The sequence below is a fragment of the Bacillus sp. AP50 genome, from assembly GCF_040492675.1.
GTDB classification, from domain to species: Bacteria; Bacillota; Bacilli; order Bacillales; family Bacillaceae_G; genus Bacillus_A; species Bacillus_A cereus.
Genome location: NZ_JBEUTW010000166.1, coordinates 1 through 16,642 on the forward strand (window position 1 = coordinate 1; position 16,642 = coordinate 16,642).

Sequence of the window (16,642 nt, forward strand, 5' to 3'; positions counted from 1 at the left end):
TTAGCATAATTTCTTTTCCACCTTTTATACTTCAAGAATTTTCTTCACAATCGTTCCGTCAGGCATAACTTGAATAACAATTCTTTGAACATTTTCTGGATTCAGCAACATCTCTTCCACAATTTCATCTGCTTTTTCTTTTGACAAAGTACTATCTAACCTTTCACTTCCAAGAATCCAATCTTCACTCATTTGCTTACCATCATTTGTTTTTCCTAATTTGGATGTGTTATACTTAGCCTCCGCTATCACATACTTAGGTGGCGGAGATGAATTTTCATATACAGCATCTATTCCCTTAACAACTTTTTGATCTAATGTTAATACACGATCATCACTAATTCTAGTATATGTTTGACTTTCAAAAAAGTCATCCATCTTCATTTCACCATAATTTCCTTTACGCTTCGTTGTTTTTAAAGCTACTTCGCCACTTTCTACTGATTCTATTACCGTACGTTGTTGTGCTCTAGCTGCTTCTAATGTTTGGGCTACTTTTCTAGATTCCTTAGCTATTTCACCAGTTTTACCCTTACTACCATCTTTAGACTTCGCAAATAGTTCCACCAACACTAGAGAATGCATAGGAAGCCTCTCTCTTAAATGATTGTAACATTTCAAGCGTAGGCTGCAATTCTTTTGCTAGTTTTACTGCGTTAGCAAATGTACTTACTCCACTTGATGCTTTTGCTCCTTTTGTGATATGGCCTACTTTATTTAGTGCCCTATCGCCTAATATTGTGGTAGCTATTTGTGTTAATCCATAGGTAGTCAATTCTGTACGACTCTCTGCATCTCCCTCTATCATATCTCGTTTTATTTTATTTGAAAATGCATGCCACATATTTTTTGCAGTTTCATCCAAATGGAAAAGTGCATAGGTTACATTAATAAAAGTTCCTATGTCCATATTACTTAAAGCTATTGCGGACTCGATTTCATCACCAATAGCTTTCCCCGATCCTCTTTGAATAGCTTCCCACATCTTTTTCGCTGTTTCAAACGTGCTAACTATACCGTCTGCCGCACCGTCCCAAGCATTTCTAACCGGAGATTTCTCCTCAATTATGTTATTTGTTTCTATATCTTTAATTGACTGATCGTTTTTTCGAGCTGTTTCTTCTATAATCCCCTGAATCGAACTCACCCAATCCATATTCAACCTTTGTGTACTAAACGTCCCACTCACAGGACTAAATCCTTTCCCGCTTTGCACTTCAGCGAGTCCGGCTGTGATGCTAGCTGCTAATTGGAGAGCGGTGCTGTAGTTGTTGCTGGATGAATGATTGAATTCATATAAATGCTCTAGTTTTTCTTCCAGTTTTTTTCTCATTGCACCTAATACCGTTACAATTGCACCTACTCCGGGCATTGGTGTAAGTACTTCTATTGCTTCTATACTTGTAATCGATTGATTAATTCCCCTTATTTGTTCTCTTATTTCTTGTTCAATCACATCTGTCGAAGCAACTTTCGCTTGGAACTCATTTGGAAATGCTTCATTTTGGCGAATTAATTCTTCACATAAGCATATGATTCCTTGCGCTAATGGCCGAAATGTTTGGACAAGGTAGGCTTTTGCACTACTGTATGTTTGTCCTTGTAATACTGTGTCTATCGCAAATGCATCAATAGATTGAATGGCTTGTTCCATACTTTGAATCGTAGCATTACATATAGCGTTCATACTTTGAGTTTGACTTTGTATTTCTCCCAAATACATGTTTAAACTCATGTATTGGCCTCCCTTTGTAGTTGCTGCTGTTCATAGGAAAGGTCGTTTTCTTTCTCACTGAGATGCCGTTTTTCTTTAAGCAACGTCTCTTTTTCATTTTCTAATTCGAATGTAAGTTTTCTTTCATACTGTCCGATTTCTTGCCGCATATTCGTAAAAAGGTGAAACACTTCTTTGTCGCCGTGCCAAGTTTCTAGTATTCGGTTAAATAAACGATTACTTCTATTTTTCCATTCATGAAAACTAACCTCAGCTCGTTCTTGATTTTGCAGCGCAATTCGGTTTTCATTTTGTTCTTCAAATATAATTCGTAATTTTTGATTACATTGACTGATTCTCGTTTCAATTTCTTGACTCATCTTTTCTCCCTACCTTTTCCCCTTTACATAGGTTGTTACATTATTGAAAAGTCTTTTGAAGTCCAGTATCCATTTTCTCAAATTCATTTGCTACGGAATGGATATTATCAATTGTTTGTTGAAAAGCAGTACAAAATTGTTTCGTGATCTGTAAATTTTGTTGATTTGCCTCTTGTGCTTGGAAGTTCACAGATAGTGTCGTACGCGTTGCCTTATTTATAGAGCGACTAGTAGCACTTTGCATTCTATCTGAAGCATTTCTCATTTTCGTTGCAAGTTGCGTTGCCGTATGCAAATTACTTTGAAATTCTCCCATTACTTACTCCCCTCTACCTTGTATTTTCAAGAAAATTATAACATGGAAAAATATTCTAATAAACCGAATGTTCAAATTTAACACGTAATTCACTGCTATTACTGAATATGAAAGCAATACTTATCTTTCAACACAACTGTGTCGAAAGTAGGTTCTACTTATACAAAAAAGATGACCTCAGCTATACGCTAAAGTCATCTTTTCTACCTTATTATTTCACTAACTCTCCATTATAAGCTTTTATATCTAATGGAGCAGTTAAATACTGTGCTGCTTTACTAACGAAAGATGTGAAGTGTTCACTCGTATTATGGCTCGCAACTGCTGCTTCATCTTTCCATACTTCTACCATCGTATAAACACTTTCTTTTTCTGTATCTTTATATAAGTCATAAGATACATTTCCACTTTCTTCTCTTGAACCATGAATGAGTGGCTGAATTTCTTCTAAAAATGCTTGTTGTTTTGCTGGGTCTACTTGAAATATTGCGTGAATAATAATCATGGTGTTTCCCCTTTCATATTCCATATATTTCTATGACCTAATTAGATTACTTCCACTCAACAACTTTGTCAATTGGAAGACGTACTGATTGGTAACCACTGTCAGCAGCTTTCCCGATTGAAATTAGCATTACTGGTACGTAGCGTTCTTTATCTAGTCCAAACGCTTCTGCGATTTGGTCTTTTTCAAATCCACCAATTGGACAAGTGTCATAACCGTGCGCACGAGCTGCTAGCATAAATTGCATCGCTACAAGACCACCGTCAATTAATACTGTATCTTTCATTACTTCTGGTGTAACCATAGAGAAGTAAGCTGAAAGTTTTTTCATTTGATCTTCTTTTACTTCTGCTGGCATAAGTCCACGCTCTACTGCTGTACCATAAATTTCTTCTGCGTTATCAAAGTTGTTTAAGTCACCAAATAAAGCGATCATTGCTGAAGATGTTTCTACTTGAGATTGATTGAATTTTGCAAGTGGCGCAAGTGTTGCTTTCGCTTCGTCACTTTCAATCACTACGAATCTCCATGGTTGCATGTTTACTGAAGATGGTGCAAGTGTTGCTTCTGTAAGAATTTCTGTCATTTCTTCTTTGCTAATTTTCACTGAAGGTTCGTACTTACGAATTGAACGACGTCCTGTTAAAATTTCGTTAAAATCATTTGTTTTTACTGAGTTAGTCATAGTTGTATTCTCCCTTTTTTATAATTCTTTTATATTTTCTTGAATGTGATTTAACATATTTAAAAGATTATCGCGTTCTTCCTCACTTAATCCTTTAAATGCAGATGCTGCAAAACGTTCTTTTTCCTCTTGAAATGCTTGAATTTTATTTCGTCCCTCTTCAGTAAGAGAAACTAACGTAATTCTGTTATCATCTGGATTTTTACGTCTTACAATCATTTCATTGGCCTCAAGCTGCTTTAAATGCCTTGTTATCGCAGCATTATCAATATTCACTTCTTGTTGAAGTGCTTTTTGACTAATTTCACCTACTTCATATAACTGAAGTATAAGCTCTAATCGAGACTGGCTCATACCCGTACACCCTTCAAATTTCGAACTTACTTCTTTATTTAGAAAGTGTAATTTATATAAAATAATCGCTTCTTTTGAGCATGAACTTGTCAAATTAACCCTCCTTTACAATCAAAATAAAAACATTTGATGTATCAATAGTTGATATGTCAATTAATATAATCTATATCGATTTAGAATGCAAGCATTTTGTTTTCATTTTATTTTTTCCAAATTAAGGCGCTTTGTAGCGTTACAAATAATGTTAATTGCACTATAATAATACTAATTTAAAGAACTGGAGAGTGATTGATAATGCGGCAATATACAAATAGAAATGAGGAATTGAAAATGGAAAATGAAATGAGGATATTCACAAATGACAACAATAAATATAGGGATTGTCGCGCACGTAGACGCTGGCAAGACGAGTTTGACTGAGCGTATTCTTTATGAAACGAATGTGATTAAAGAAATTGGCCGAGTAGATAGTGGTAATACACAAACTGACTCAATGGAATTAGAAAGACAACGCGGAATTACGATTAAAGCATCTGTCGTTTCTTTCTTTATTGATGCTGTAAAAGTAAATGTCATTGATACACCTGGACACGCTGATTTTATCGCTGAAGTGGAGCGATCATTCCGCGTTCTAGACGGTGCGATTTTAGTTATCTCTGCCGTTGAAGGTGTGCAAGCACAAACAAAAATTTTAATGCGAACATTACAGAAACTAAACATACCGACTATTTTATTCGTTAATAAAATTGATCGTAGTGGCGCAAACAATGAAAAAGTTATGAAACAAATAAAAGAGGTTCTTTCAAATGAAGCATTCCCCTTCTATTCTGTTCTAAACGAAGGAACGAAAGAAGCCCGGATCATTGAATACAAATCATATGACGATTGTATGGAACTGTTAGCACCATTTAATGAATCATTACTTGAATCATATGTAAATAACGAAATAATACCGGACGCACTATTAAGAGAAAAACTAGAACAGCAAATACAGCAAGCGAATGTGTATCCAATCTTTTTCGGTTCAGCAATGACTGGTATGGGCGTAACAGAACTTCTTGAAAAACTTCCGGCTCTCATTCCAGCTCTTACATCGGCACAAGAGGAACCATTATCCGGTGTTGTTTTTAAAATTGAACGTGAACCTTCTGGAGAAAAGGTTGCTTATATAAGAGTTTTTTCAGGTAGCTTACATGTTAGAAAATATGTTAATATACAGCGCAGTAAGTCTCTATTCCATAAAGAAAAGATAAAAAAAATGTGCCTATTTCATAATGGAGATACCGTTCAAACTTCTACCGTTCCTAGCGGTGAGTTTTGTAAAGTGTGGGGGCTGAATGATATTAAAATTGGTGATATTATCGGTGAACGTACGGATTATATAAAAGATATTCACTTTGCCGAACCACAAATGGAAGCTGCCATTGATGCGGTACCTAAAGAGCAAATTCATAATTTATACGCTGTTCTTATGGAACTATGTGAAGAAGATCCGCTCATTAAAGTTTGGAAAGACGATGTTCATAATGAACTATATATTCGCCTTTTCGGTGAGGTACAAAAAGAAGTAATTGAAACAACACTTTATGAGAAATATAATTTGCAGGTTAATTTTTCAAATACGCGAGTTGTATGTATCGAGAAACCAATTGGCGTAGGCAATTCTGTTGAAGTAATGGGTGAAAAAGAGAATCCATTTTACGCAACAATCGGATTCAAAGTTGAACGTGGTGAACTTAATTGCGGTATAACATATAAATTAGGTGTTGAGCTCGGCTCACTACCTTTAGCATTTCATAAAGCGATTGAAGATACGGTATTTCAAACGTTAAAACAAGGATTATATGGGTGGGAAGTTACAGATATTATCGTCACGTTAACACATACTGGTTATGCTAGTCCTGTTACAACAGCGAGTGACTTTAGAAACTTAACACCGCTCGTTTTAATGGATGCTTTAAAACAAGCTGCAACATATGTATATGAACCAGTTAATGCGTTTGAATTAACTGTACCGGAGCAAGCAATTAGTACCGCAATGTATAAGCTCGCTGCCGTTCCAGCAACTTTTGCAGAGCCTATATTCAATAACAATTCTTATCAGTTAACAGGATCATTACCTGTTGCGAAAACAGAGAGTTTCAAACGAATACTACATTCATTTACAGAAGGAGAAGGCATATTTACAACGAAGCCAGCTGGTTTCACAAAACTTATGGCTCCCTTCCCTACTCGAAAACGTGTTGATTATAATCTGCTGAATCGTAAGGATTATTTACTTCATGTTTTGAAGGCTTATTAAAGTAAAAGAGGTGCAATTCGCACCTCTTTTGCATGTATTAATAGGTTAGTTTGTCCTAACAACTTCTTTAAGTTTTCCTATTATTTTCGCTATAGCCTCAATTGAATTTTCCGTTTCATATCCCCCAACATTTACAGAATGATTTGCATTTTTGACAACTTCAATCTGTAAATTCGTTTTATATAACTGATCAATTTGATCTGCATTGTATTGGTGATCTTTATCCCCAATAACTAAAAACCCTTCGTGTCGACTATGTAAGATAGAATCAAAAATTGTATCAAACGTCAGTAAAGGTGTAAGTAGTATCATTTTTGACTGCACGAATTCTTCTCTCTTCATTAAATCATTTGCAATCGGAATTGTTCCGAGTGACTTCCCTAAAAACATAGTCTCGTTGTATTGCTCATCTTTTAATACTTCATTTATTACAGGATTAATATCATCCATCATTACTTTCGTTACTTCTTCCATTGGTTTATTCATTAATTGTCCATCATAAGAATAATGAATATGTACAACATCTATTTTATGTTCAAGCATTAACATCGTTGCGTAATAAAATAACGGCTTATCATAATTGTATCCTGAACCTGAAAACATAAAACAAACCGTACTAGAACCTTTTTCGATATGTGTGTAACGAATTACTTTGTCATTTATATGTACCTCTTTTTTAGTCCCCTTCACCGTTTTCTCCTCCGAATACGTTTACTTTTGTAATACGTTTACTTTTGTAATACGATATGTTCTGTGTGAACTGATACATCCTTTACTTTCTCTTTTATAAATGCAGGCTGTAAGTTATATGTATGCAGTTCTTCTACTGGCACCCATCTAAACAAATACGTTCTACCCTCTTCTTCCAAAATATATTGATCCGCTCCACTCGCAGGTAACTCATGTAGCTCTACTTCATAATAAAAACTAATTTCATGAAACTTTCGCTCAGAAAGTGTAAAGAAATTTTCTACTGACCATATTAATCTCTTCCCTTTAATAGGAACACCTAGTTCTTCTGCAAGTTCTCGTTGTAACGCATCCTCACTATTTTCTAGCATTTTCACTCTTCCGCCTGGTACATACCAATAATGTTCCCCTTTGTTTTGAAGAATAAGTATTTTATTATCCAGTTTACAAATTGCTCCGACGCGGTAATTAAAACATGTTTCCTCTACTTTAAACGTAAGATCCAATCTTAACGCCCCCCTTATACAAATATTGAATTATTACAAAACAATTATGTAATTGCTGTACAAATAAGGTTACTAAATTTATTCACTTCATTCAATCATTTCCTAATTTTCTGAACCATTACTTTTCATCATTACAAGTGTATATACATATGTTACAATCATATTGCACACTAGAAAACATTATGGGGGTACGGATGGAAACGTTATTAATCCAGCAAACTGAGAAATCAAATAAGTTTTGGAAAATCGTTGTGAAAGAAAAAGACTATGTTGTGTTTTACGGAAAAATCGGCACAGCTGGCAGTGTGAAAGCGAAAGAGTTTGAAACAGAAGAAGAATGTATGAAAGAAGCTAACAAACTAATTGCTTCCAAACGTAAAAAGGGATATACAGACCCGTTGCCTGGGGAAGATTTCATAAAAGAAAAAACGATAACAGAAGAAGAATTTTGGGAACTACTTAATCGTGCAAAAACGAAAGGTGAAGACCAAGAAGAACAAATAGAATGGCTTACTTCCCACCTTGCTAAACGTACAGTACATGAAATTGTAGCTTTTGATACGCATATGCATCGTCTTTTGAAAGATTCCTATACCTCCCGTTTATGGGCAGCAGCCTATATTATTATGGGTGGTTGTTCAGATGATACTTTCGATTACTTCCGCGGATGGTTATTATATCAAGGAAAAGAGACATACGAAGCTTGTATTGAAGATCCAGAACGATTAATTCCTGTATTAGAAAATTTGAGTGAGTATGACGTCCCAGAAATAGAAGAACTTTCTTTATATTTCGGTTTCACTGTATATGCAGAAAAAACTGGTGACGAAGATGATACTTACTTTACACTTTACCATGTCTTATCTAATGAAGAATTCGACGATGTAGATTTTGAATTTGACTGGAATGAAGACGATGAAGAAGGTTTAAAAAAGATGTTTCCTAAGCTATGGGAGATGTACGGAGAAGAACCGATTGAGTGGTAGATTAATTATTCGTGAAAAAGTGCCTTGTTTCTTTAGTAACAAGGCACTTTTTTTGATACTATATTTAAATTATCATCTTTCCACTCTCCCACCACTCCATAAAAGTCTTTAAAGAAGGAGCAACCCACGTTCTACTATCATTTTCATGGTTCCATACATATATATCATCTCTTTGTACTTTTCCATTCAAAATGGAATAGCCAAACAAATCACCATTTCCCCCATCAGCAAAAAATAATAAACAGTCAAAAGGCATGTATAAATCTTTAAAATCAACTATATTTCTCATACTCATATTTTCAGTTTTAATTTTTGAAGCAGACCATATAAAGTCACCGTATTCACCTTCTATACCGTTTGTTTCCTGTAATAATTGATATAAATCATTCGGTAACTCCACATGTAAACATTTTTGTATATCAGTAAGTTCATCCTTCGTAGCTGGGTTTTTCAAGCTTAAATTTGATGAGATACTGTGAATGGTGTCTTTCCACATCACCTTTTCCTCCTTATGTGCAATCAAGCATATTCAAAGAACTCCGCTAAATTTATTGATACCATCTTTCTAACAATTCCTTCTCCCTCTCGCCTGAAATACCTGCTTTTAATTCCCATTCTTCCGTACTCTCCATCCACTCATACACATCTGTAACTGTCTCGTCTATTCTTCTAAAAGTAAGCCCTTCATTAACCGCACTTTCGATACAAATAGAAAACCCGCCTCTCCACGGCTTCGTCTCACCATCTAATGGGAAAGTTTCTGGAATCCACAAAGGCATTTCTGTCCAAGGCTGCACATTGTGTTCACTCATAAACGATTCGTCTACCCAAACAAATTCAGCATCGCTATTCGTAACTTTTTTACACGTATTTAACAGCTCTTCCATCGTCAATTCATCATTCGGACCTGTTATATTGAATGTACCTGCTTTATTATTTTCTGCCATGTTGAGTCCAAATCTCGCGACATCTTTTATATCAACTATCTGCACTGGACGATTTTTTCTTCCTGGAACTAACACGTTACCTCCTTTTGCTACACGCCCGATCCAGTATGGAAGTCGATCTGTATAATCGAACATTCCTGAAAGAAGTCCTGCTCTTACGTGTAAAACACGCCCCGGCCAATACTTCTCTGCTTCTTTTTCGCATAATACTTTCAGCGCACCATAATGCTCATAAGGAGATATTTCACCATTCTCTACAGCCTTTATTTGCTCTTCCGTCGGTTCAGGTTGTAATATATAGTCTTCTTTTATGTCATGCGGAATCCAATCTTTATATACGGAAAGGCTTGAGATGAATATATAGTGTTCAATATTATCTTTAAGTACTTCTCCAACATTTCTAATGTGATGCGGAGAAAATCCACATGTGTCTATGACAACATCCCACGTTCGATTTTTTAAACTTGATACATCGTTATTTCTGTCACCGGTTAACTGCTCCACATTAGAAAAAATTTCTTTGTTTGTTCCTCGGTTAAATAACGTAATTTCATGCCCTCTCTGTAAAGCCTCATCTACAAATGCTCTTCCTAAAAATCGTGTACCGCCTAGAATTAGAATTTTCATGGTTCTCCCCCATTCGTGATTAATAACCCTTCCTAATGTTTAACGATTTTTTATTGAGGAAAGTTACGGGGAGCGTTTAAATTTTTCTACAAGTTCACCATTACTCTTTTAAAAGTATATACTCTTTGATTAATCTCCATCTATCCTTTATTTCTGGCACAACTTCAGAAGCCATCACCACCACCAATTCCTTCTCTGGAATACAACAAATCATATTCCCACCATCACCCATTGCACAATATGAATAGACACCCTCTTCTTCTCGTAACCACCATAAGTAACCATATTGATTTGAATTCATCGCTATTGATTCTTTTATCCATGATTTTGATAGTATTTGTTTTCCATTATGAATACCTTCATTCAAATACATCTGTCCAAACTTAGCCATATCCCTAACCGTTAACGTTAGTCCCCAGCCGCCCGTCGAAATACCATTTGGATCGTGAACCCATCCTTTCACATCTTTTCCGAATAAGTCATCAAATCCAAATGCTTTCATATTATAGTTTGGAATTTCTCTCATGCCGAGTGGCTGAAATAAGTATTCATTCGCAAATTCACGCGCATTTTTTCCTATTGCGTTCGTTATGATCGCTGATAGTATATGAGCTCCTGCAGATGAATATTTAAAAGATCCAATTTCTCCGCCGTTTCCTATCCTATTTAACGTATATTGTATCCAATCTTGTTGTGTACATAGTTCTTCTAACGGTTCCTGCCAGTCTACGAATGGATGTGGAGCTGTCATCGTTAGAAGATGGCTTACTGTTACTTCAGATGAATTAACATTATATTCCGGGAAAAATTCTATTACTCTTTGATCAACGCTTTTTATATAGCCCTTATCTATACATATCCCAATTAGCGCAGAGATTATCGTTTTTGTGACTGACGCTATGTGAAATGCATCATCTGGACCGTAACCGTTATAATATTTTTCAAAAATAACATTACCTTTCTGCATTACTAACATACCATTCATATTTTCATATTCTTCTTTTATAATCTGATCTAACTTTTCAGCAGTTTTCATTATTCTTTCCCCTTTAACCTGTAATTAAAAAGGTTCGATAGGTACATATATATCAACTATATGTTTATGCTTTGGATGCTGCTTTGGGTCATTTCTATATACTTCAAAAGGATACGAGTCTCTCGGTTTATATCCGCTATTTGGCAGCCACTCACCATATATAAAGTCCCACGCTCCCTTATATTCATCTTGGAATATTTCAAAATGTCCTACTGCATACTTGCCTGAAGGTATTATCATTATTCCAATATCACTCGTTTCTACTGCGGACGCATCCGGAATTGTTATACATAAACTTGTTCTTAAATGATAGTCCTCAGTAAATTCATGATGATCGTGGTAAATGGTTAATACTTTCGTATCCTCAAATACATGATAGTTTTTCTTCGCCGCGTAACGAAATAATTTTTCTATCATTTCTGGAAAAGCTATAGCTAACTCTTCATATGTACCTGTATGTCTTATGTATGCGACGTTTATATTATCCGCTGTTACAATTTCAACATTTCCTCGAACCTTCTTACATTCATTGTATTGAGGAATTCCCCTTACGTCTTTGCAATTCTTGCTATTGTCATTTCGATATTGAGACGGACTTACACCGTAACACTTTTTAAATGTACGAGAGAAAACTGCTGAATCGGTGAAACCAAAATGGTAAGCGATATCCGTAATCGTCATATCCGGGCGATATGTAAGAAGGTTTGTTACCCTTTCTAACTTCAAGCGATTCACATACCGAGATAACGACTCGTCTACGATTCCTTTAAAAATCCGATGAAAATGAAACTTTGAAAATCCTGCTACATCTGCTAACTCTTCAATTGAAAGTGCATCATTTATGTTTGTTTCTATATAATCTTGAACCTTATGTATGCGTCTTAAATACTCATTTCTACTTTGTTTACTCTCCATATTTCTAGCTCCTCACAACAAAAAGGATAACTTTGTGCTAGCCTACTTTTACACATGTTTCAAAAATAAAACTCTACTCCCGCCATTCCCATCATAATTTGTATGTACCGATACACCCTCTACCTCATCATCCCCAGCCTCAATTCGAAAACCGATTTCTTGATGAAACTGTATCGACTTTTTATTAGTTGGTGACGTAATTGCTTTTACAACTTTACGATTATTTGCACGAGCGACATCAAAGAAATAAGAATACAATGTCGATGCGATTCCTCTTCTTCTATACTTCGGATTTACACCGATAAAATGAACGTATGCTTCATCTTTATATGTTTGTGAAAAAAATCCGCATAAGAAACCTAACGTTTCGCCCTCTTCTTCAATGATAAAACTCGTTTCTTGAAAGTGAACAAAAAACAGTTTTGGCAACATGGCAACCATGTCTCTCCCGCCCCACCATTCATTTAAAACTGAATGAATCTTTACATAATCTTCCCCTTGGATATTTCTTACTCGCATATGTTTCTCCCTCTCACTCACTTCATTTTTTCATAAATTTTAATGACTGTTTCTACTAATAGGATGAATACCCATATCCCGCAAAATACAAGAACAGACTGGAATATGGATCCAATTATCATAACACCAACTGTACCTGTTATTGAAAAAGATATTCCACCAAGCCCTGGATCTTGTATAAATGCTCCAGCAGAAAAAGCAGTTATAATTGATACTATTAAATAAATAACACTCGTTATTTTTAATATCTTTATAGAAAGATACGAGGTTTTTTCTTGTTCCACTTGTGATAATTCGATTTCCCCGCTCTCAATTCCTTTTTGCAAACAGTCTTCACATAGAAATTCTTCCTTAATTTTTTTACCACCGTGCATCGTACCTGTTATTTCTTTACATCTTGAACATTTTCGATTTATCATGTTGTTATCACTCCAATCTGTTAAGATTATACTTATACAATTCTACGTTTACCTTAATATTCCTTTTATGTATTTTATAGAGAAAGGTCGTGTTTTATGATTTCAAAACTCACATTTGGCTCTAAAAAAATTAACGTTCATTATACATTAAGGCCTAGTTGTTATGCGATTATTTTTCAATCATCTTCTTCAAAGATTGCTGTTATCCAAAAAGGAGACCGTTACTTTTTACCTGGTGGCGGTATGGAAGGTAATGAAACAAAAGAAGAATGTTTGCACCGTGAACTACTAGAGGAATTAGGATGGGCAATTAAAATTGATCAGTATATCGGTAATGCGGCTCGATATTTTTATGCAGAAAAGGAAGATATATATTATTTAAACGATGGATTTTTTTATATTGCGAATATGGTGCAGAAACAAACTGAAAACTGTGAGGAGGATCATGTTCTAAGGTGGATGTCTCCATTGTATGCTATAGAGCTTCTCATACACGATCATCAAAAATGGGCCGTTGAACAAGCGCTTTTATTACAAAAACAAAAAGGATCTCCTTCTATATGAAAGAGATCCTTTTTACTGTTAACTTACTTTTTTCAAATTGAGAGCTGGCTTTTTGATTCCACCTTTTTTTACAACATATAAACCGATGAAGATAATAAGCCCGCCAACTAGTTGCATCAAATTAATTTGCTCTCCAATGGTTACTGCCGCAAAGATCACTGCAAACAATGGCACAAGATACATATAAACCATTACTTTCGTTGAGCCTATTTTACTAATACCGACATACCACATTGCAAGTCCGAATATGGTCGCAAAGACGATTGAATATGCTAGTGATCCCCAGCTTGGCATATCTACTGGCCACGTTAGTGTGTTTACATTGAGTAAACAGTATATAACGAGAGGTACAATTCCAATTAAAGTAGACCATGATGTAACTCTCATTGCGGAGTATTTTGTAATGAGTGGTTGCGCTAAAATTGGATACCATCCCCACGCAATTGCTGCGACTAATCCAATTATATTTCCGAGCCACGCATACTCGTAAGTAGCTCCTCCTGTATGTCCTGTTAATAAAACGAATGCTGCACCAATAAAGGCTACGATTGAACCAATTTGTACTTTCATCGAAAAACGTTCTTGTTTGTGCAATACTGCTAATATCCCTGTAAAAATAGGTGACATTGCAATTAATAATGAAGCGTTCGTTGCTGAAGTATATTTCACAGATAGCATAAACATCGTTTGATACATTGTCGTTCCAACGATGCCGACTGCTACTAATCGTAACCAATCTTTTCTTTCAATACGTAATGAGCGTTCCATCATAAAAGTAATAAGTAATAATACCGGTGATGCTACTAAAAATCGTAAACTATTAAATTGAATGGATGACATATATGCCACGCCATACTTTCCTATTGTATAATTTGCTCCCCATACTAATGCAACAGATACTAGGAGCCATTCCATTTGCCATCGTTTCATCCGAATCTCCCCTTCCATATTTAGCATAGTAAAATTGGCTGGATATAACACCGTCCAATTGGCTGTTTTTTTACCCAGCCAATTTGTTATACTGAATGTATATAAGAGATGCGGAGGCGTTTGTATGGAATGGAAGCTAGATAGTGACAGTAAAATCCCTATTTATCAGCAAGTTGTTGACTTTATTGAAAAACGTATTACATACGGAGAACTTCCTCCAGGAAGCTTCCTACCTTCCGAACGAAAATTAGCTACACAGTTAAATGTAAACCGAAGTACAGTAACGACTGCTTATAACGAACTACGTGCTATGGGAATTGTAGAAAGTACGACTGGTAAAGGTACACGTGTAAGTACACATATGTGGGGCGTTTCTCCAACATTAACGCCGAACTGGAGAAATTTCGTAGAAGGCGGTACGTTCTTACCAAACTTACCGTTACTTCGCCATATTCGGGCAGAAGTACAACAAAATGAAAATATTATTGATTTCGCAAACGGAGAACTCGGTTGTAATCTCTACCCACACGATCAACTACAAACAATTTTACGAGAACAACCGTTAACACATTCATTAAGTTATGATCATCCACAAGGCTATCTTCCGCTGAGACAAGCGGTTGTAAAATATATGAGGGAATATTTAAAAGTTGAAGCAACTGAGCAATCCATTATGATTACATCTGGCGCACAGCAAGCACTTCACCTGATCGTACAATGTTTATTAAATCCAGGTGATGCTGTTGCTTTCGAAAGTCCTTCACACTGTTATTCCCTGCCTCTATTCCAATCAGCAGGTATTCGTATTTTCCCATTACCTGTCGATGAACATGGGATTAACCCAGATGATGTACAGGAGTTATATAGAAAACACCGTATTAAAATGATCTTTTTAAATCCAAACTTCCAAAATCCTACGGGAACGATGCTTCATCCAAACCGTAGAAAAAAACTATTATCACTTTGTGCAGACTTACGAATTGCGATCGTTGAAGATGATCCGTCCAGTTTACTTACGCTAGAAAAGAAACAACCTTGCCCTACTTTAAAATCGATTGATGAAAATGGAACAGTCATTTATGTACATTCTTTATCAAAAATGATTGCCCCAGGATTACGAGTCGGCTGGCTCGTCGCTCCGCAATCCGTAGTAGAAAGGTTATCCGACGCAAGGCACCAAATGGAATTAGGTATGAGCATATTCCCGCAGTGGCTTATGCAACAATTTTTCGAAACTGTACCATTTCATTCTCATATCGTACCGTTACGAAAACAATTAGCAGAAAAAAGAGACGTTATCGTTCGCGCCCTAAACGAGCAACTTCATGATAAAATCTCTTTTTCAAACCCGACTGGTGGTATATACATATGGGGAAAATTAAAAGAACCAATAAATGAAAAGCAACTTATTATGCAAAGCTTAAAACAAGAAATTGCTTTTATGCCAGGTAGTATTTTCGGCGCGAAAGATGGTTATATTCGTTTATCTTATGGAAAAGTGGATATTGATCAAATTGAGGAAGGTATTTCTCGTTTGCGGGAGGCTATTTTGGTTTGTGGGAAATAAAATAACTTTTTAATACATTTAAAACTTCTTTATTCATTAACTCCAGATAATAAGTAAGCAAAAAATAATGAAAAGAAGCTTAATTCCAAAATTAAATTATAAGAAAGCTCCTGATGATTGATACAGGGGCTTTCTTTTCGAAATTTTTCATTTTTCTTTATCTTTCTTCCCCACTTCTAAGAATGATTCTTATAAATTGTAACTCATTATGATTAATTCACCTTTCCGCCCCATCCTTCTAACCCCATTATCACAAAAACCACATTTTTTATATAAAGATTGTGCAGCTACATTTTTAACGTTTACTGCTAAAATAATTTCATTTATACCTAAGAAGTTATTTCGGACAAAGTCAGGTAATATCTTTAAAGCTTGTTTTGCATATCCTTTCCCTTGATGGTGAAAATCTGTTGAAAATGCTCTTATTAAAATAGAGTTTTCATTATTTGTATATGGTTTAACCCCGTCATTTTTATGTAAAACAAAAAACGTTACAAGCTCATTATCTTTCATAGCTAAAATTGAATGCCGATTTGAATCCTCACTCGATAGTTTTACAAGCTTTTTAGGTAAACCTGTATAACAAAGCTGCTCTTCTGAAAATGTATATTGATTTATTATATTTCTGAAGTTTTCATTATAAAAATATAACTGCATATAAATATCGCTCTCCTCAATAA

At 35.4% G+C, this 16,642-nt stretch carries 19 protein-coding genes and 1 pseudogene; 4 read left to right on the forward strand and 16 right to left on the reverse strand.

Annotation, left to right across the window (positions count from 1 at the left end; translation table 11 throughout):
* Positions 1-24: 24 nt before the first annotated feature.
* The 6 genes and pseudogenes from ABWK52_RS14350 to ABWK52_RS14375 all read right to left on the reverse strand — a co-directional run bounded on the left by ABWK52_RS14350 (position 25) and on the right by ABWK52_RS14375 (position 4,047).
* Positions 25-1,735 (reverse strand): annotated as a pseudogene (locus ABWK52_RS14350) (T7SS effector LXG polymorphic toxin).
* Positions 1,732-2,094, reverse strand: a complete 363-nt coding sequence (locus ABWK52_RS14355) for a DUF3958 family protein (protein WP_000076595.1) — start codon at positions 2,092-2,094, stop codon at positions 1,732-1,734. The pseudogene ABWK52_RS14350 and the gene ABWK52_RS14355 overlap by 4 nt, the downstream one beginning before the upstream one ends.
* 40 nt (positions 2,095-2,134) lie before the next feature.
* Complete coding sequence (locus ABWK52_RS14360; protein WP_000503641.1) at positions 2,135-2,410, reverse strand: TIGR04197 family type VII secretion effector; 276 nt, start codon at positions 2,408-2,410, stop codon at positions 2,135-2,137.
* 211 nt (positions 2,411-2,621) lie between these two features.
* Positions 2,622-2,915 carry a putative quinol monooxygenase gene (locus ABWK52_RS14365; RefSeq protein WP_058839139.1) on the reverse strand — a complete coding sequence of 98 codons (294 nt, stop codon included), beginning with the start codon at positions 2,913-2,915 and terminating at the stop codon, positions 2,622-2,624.
* A 46-nt stretch (positions 2,916-2,961) separates the two neighbouring features.
* Positions 2,962-3,600: a nitroreductase family protein gene (locus ABWK52_RS14370; protein ID WP_098541967.1), complete on the reverse strand. Its 639-nt coding sequence runs from the start codon at positions 3,598-3,600 to the stop codon at positions 2,962-2,964.
* A gap of 18 nt (positions 3,601-3,618) precedes the next feature.
* Positions 3,619-4,047: a MarR family winged helix-turn-helix transcriptional regulator gene (locus tag ABWK52_RS14375; protein ID WP_000204172.1), complete on the reverse strand. Its 429-nt coding sequence runs from the start codon at positions 4,045-4,047 to the stop codon at positions 3,619-3,621.
* A gap of 265 nt (positions 4,048-4,312) precedes the next feature.
* Between ABWK52_RS14375 and ABWK52_RS14380 the strand changes: the two genes are divergently transcribed.
* Positions 4,313-6,256, forward strand: a complete 1,944-nt coding sequence (locus ABWK52_RS14380) for an elongation factor G (protein ID WP_098541970.1) — start codon at positions 4,313-4,315, stop codon at positions 6,254-6,256.
* A gap of 45 nt (positions 6,257-6,301) precedes the next feature.
* Here ABWK52_RS14380 and ABWK52_RS14385 read toward each other — a convergent pair whose 3' ends face one another.
* Entirely contained in the window at positions 6,302-6,946 is a 645-nt protein-coding gene (locus tag ABWK52_RS14385; RefSeq protein WP_098541972.1) for an alpha/beta hydrolase, read from the reverse strand.
* Positions 6,947-6,984: 38 nt separating this feature from the next.
* Positions 6,985-7,452, reverse strand: a complete 468-nt coding sequence (locus ABWK52_RS14390) for an NUDIX hydrolase (RefSeq protein WP_000366240.1) — start codon at positions 7,450-7,452, stop codon at positions 6,985-6,987.
* Positions 7,453-7,646: 194 nt separating this feature from the next.
* On the opposite strand from ABWK52_RS14390, the gene ABWK52_RS14395 reads away from it, so the two are divergent.
* Positions 7,647-8,438 (forward strand): DUF4240 domain-containing protein, encoded by a 792-nt coding sequence (locus ABWK52_RS14395; RefSeq protein ID WP_000449109.1) that lies wholly within the window; start codon positions 7,647-7,649, stop codon positions 8,436-8,438.
* Positions 8,439-8,502: 64 nt separating this feature from the next.
* Here the strand turns inward: ABWK52_RS14395 and ABWK52_RS14400 are convergent, their stop codons facing one another.
* From ABWK52_RS14400 to ABWK52_RS14425, 6 genes are all read right to left on the reverse strand, one after another.
* Positions 8,503-8,934 carry an SMI1/KNR4 family protein gene (locus ABWK52_RS14400; RefSeq protein ID WP_000265342.1) on the reverse strand — a complete coding sequence of 144 codons (432 nt, stop codon included), beginning with the start codon at positions 8,932-8,934 and terminating at the stop codon, positions 8,503-8,505.
* Positions 8,935-8,986: 52 nt separating this feature from the next.
* Entirely contained in the window at positions 8,987-10,012 is a 1,026-nt protein-coding gene (locus ABWK52_RS14405) for an SDR family oxidoreductase (protein WP_098541976.1), read from the reverse strand.
* Between the two features lie 100 nt (positions 10,013-10,112).
* Positions 10,113-11,048 carry a serine hydrolase domain-containing protein gene (locus ABWK52_RS14410; protein WP_098340865.1) on the reverse strand — a complete coding sequence of 312 codons (936 nt, stop codon included), beginning with the start codon at positions 11,046-11,048 and terminating at the stop codon, positions 10,113-10,115.
* A gap of 24 nt (positions 11,049-11,072) precedes the next feature.
* Positions 11,073-11,963, reverse strand: coding sequence for an AraC family transcriptional regulator (locus tag ABWK52_RS14415; protein ID WP_098541979.1), 891 nt, complete (start codon positions 11,961-11,963; stop codon positions 11,073-11,075).
* Positions 11,964-12,011: 48 nt separating this feature from the next.
* The gene (locus ABWK52_RS14420; RefSeq protein WP_098541981.1) at positions 12,012-12,482 is read right to left on the reverse strand and encodes a GNAT family N-acetyltransferase; all 471 of its coding nucleotides are present in this window, start codon (positions 12,480-12,482) and stop codon (positions 12,012-12,014) included.
* A 17-nt stretch (positions 12,483-12,499) separates the two neighbouring features.
* The gene (locus ABWK52_RS14425; RefSeq protein ID WP_000610500.1) at positions 12,500-12,901 is read right to left on the reverse strand and encodes a DUF3980 domain-containing protein; all 402 of its coding nucleotides are present in this window, start codon (positions 12,899-12,901) and stop codon (positions 12,500-12,502) included.
* 96 nt (positions 12,902-12,997) lie between these two features.
* On the opposite strand from ABWK52_RS14425, the gene ABWK52_RS14430 reads away from it, so the two are divergent.
* Positions 12,998-13,465, forward strand: coding sequence for an NUDIX hydrolase (locus tag ABWK52_RS14430; RefSeq protein ID WP_000624001.1), 468 nt, complete (start codon positions 12,998-13,000; stop codon positions 13,463-13,465).
* 18 nt (positions 13,466-13,483) lie between these two features.
* On the opposite strand, the gene ABWK52_RS14435 is transcribed toward ABWK52_RS14430, so the two are convergent.
* Positions 13,484-14,395 carry a DMT family transporter gene (locus tag ABWK52_RS14435; protein ID WP_000832985.1) on the reverse strand — a complete coding sequence of 304 codons (912 nt, stop codon included), beginning with the start codon at positions 14,393-14,395 and terminating at the stop codon, positions 13,484-13,486.
* 124 nt (positions 14,396-14,519) lie between these two features.
* Between ABWK52_RS14435 and ABWK52_RS14440 the strand changes: the two genes are divergently transcribed.
* Positions 14,520-15,962, forward strand: a complete 1,443-nt coding sequence (locus ABWK52_RS14440) for a PLP-dependent aminotransferase family protein (protein WP_000454941.1) — start codon at positions 14,520-14,522, stop codon at positions 15,960-15,962.
* A 189-nt stretch (positions 15,963-16,151) separates the two neighbouring features.
* Here ABWK52_RS14440 and ABWK52_RS14445 read toward each other — a convergent pair whose 3' ends face one another.
* Positions 16,152-16,619, reverse strand: a complete 468-nt coding sequence (locus tag ABWK52_RS14445) for a GNAT family N-acetyltransferase (RefSeq protein WP_001177777.1) — start codon at positions 16,617-16,619, stop codon at positions 16,152-16,154.
* Positions 16,620-16,642: the final 23 nt, after the last annotated feature.